Source organism: Candidatus Protochlamydia sp. R18 (genome assembly GCF_000648255.1).
In the GTDB taxonomy this organism is placed as follows: Bacteria; Chlamydiota; Chlamydiia; order Chlamydiales; family Parachlamydiaceae; genus Protochlamydia; species Protochlamydia amoebophila.
This window is the reverse complement of record NZ_BASL01000682.1, coordinates 1-311: the sequence shown is the minus strand read 5'-3', so window position 1 is coordinate 311 and position 311 is coordinate 1. Positions and strand designations below refer to the sequence as shown.

At 45.7% G+C, this 311-nt stretch carries 1 pseudogene; it reads left to right on the top strand.

Features of this window, described 5'->3' with window-relative positions:
- A pseudogene (locus tag TY19_RS05205) lies at nucleotides 1-311 on the top strand (hypothetical protein); the annotation flags it as partial.

The following is a 311-nucleotide window of genomic DNA, read 5'->3' as shown; positions in this document are numbered from 1 at the left end:
CATTTGACACCTTTAACGGCTTTACAGCATCTCAATCTAAGCTACTGTCGAAAACTCACTGATGCAGGCTTAGCGCATTTGACACCTTTAACGGCTTTACAGCATCTCGATCTAAACTCGTGCAGCAATCTCACGGACGATGGATTAGCTCATTTGACACCCTTAACGGCTTTACAGCATCTCGATCTAAGCTACTGTCGAAAACTCACTGATGCAGGCTTAGCTCATTTGACACCCTTAACGGCTTTACAGCATCTCAATCTAAGCGCGTGCAGCAATCTCACGGATGATGGATTAGCCCATTTGACACC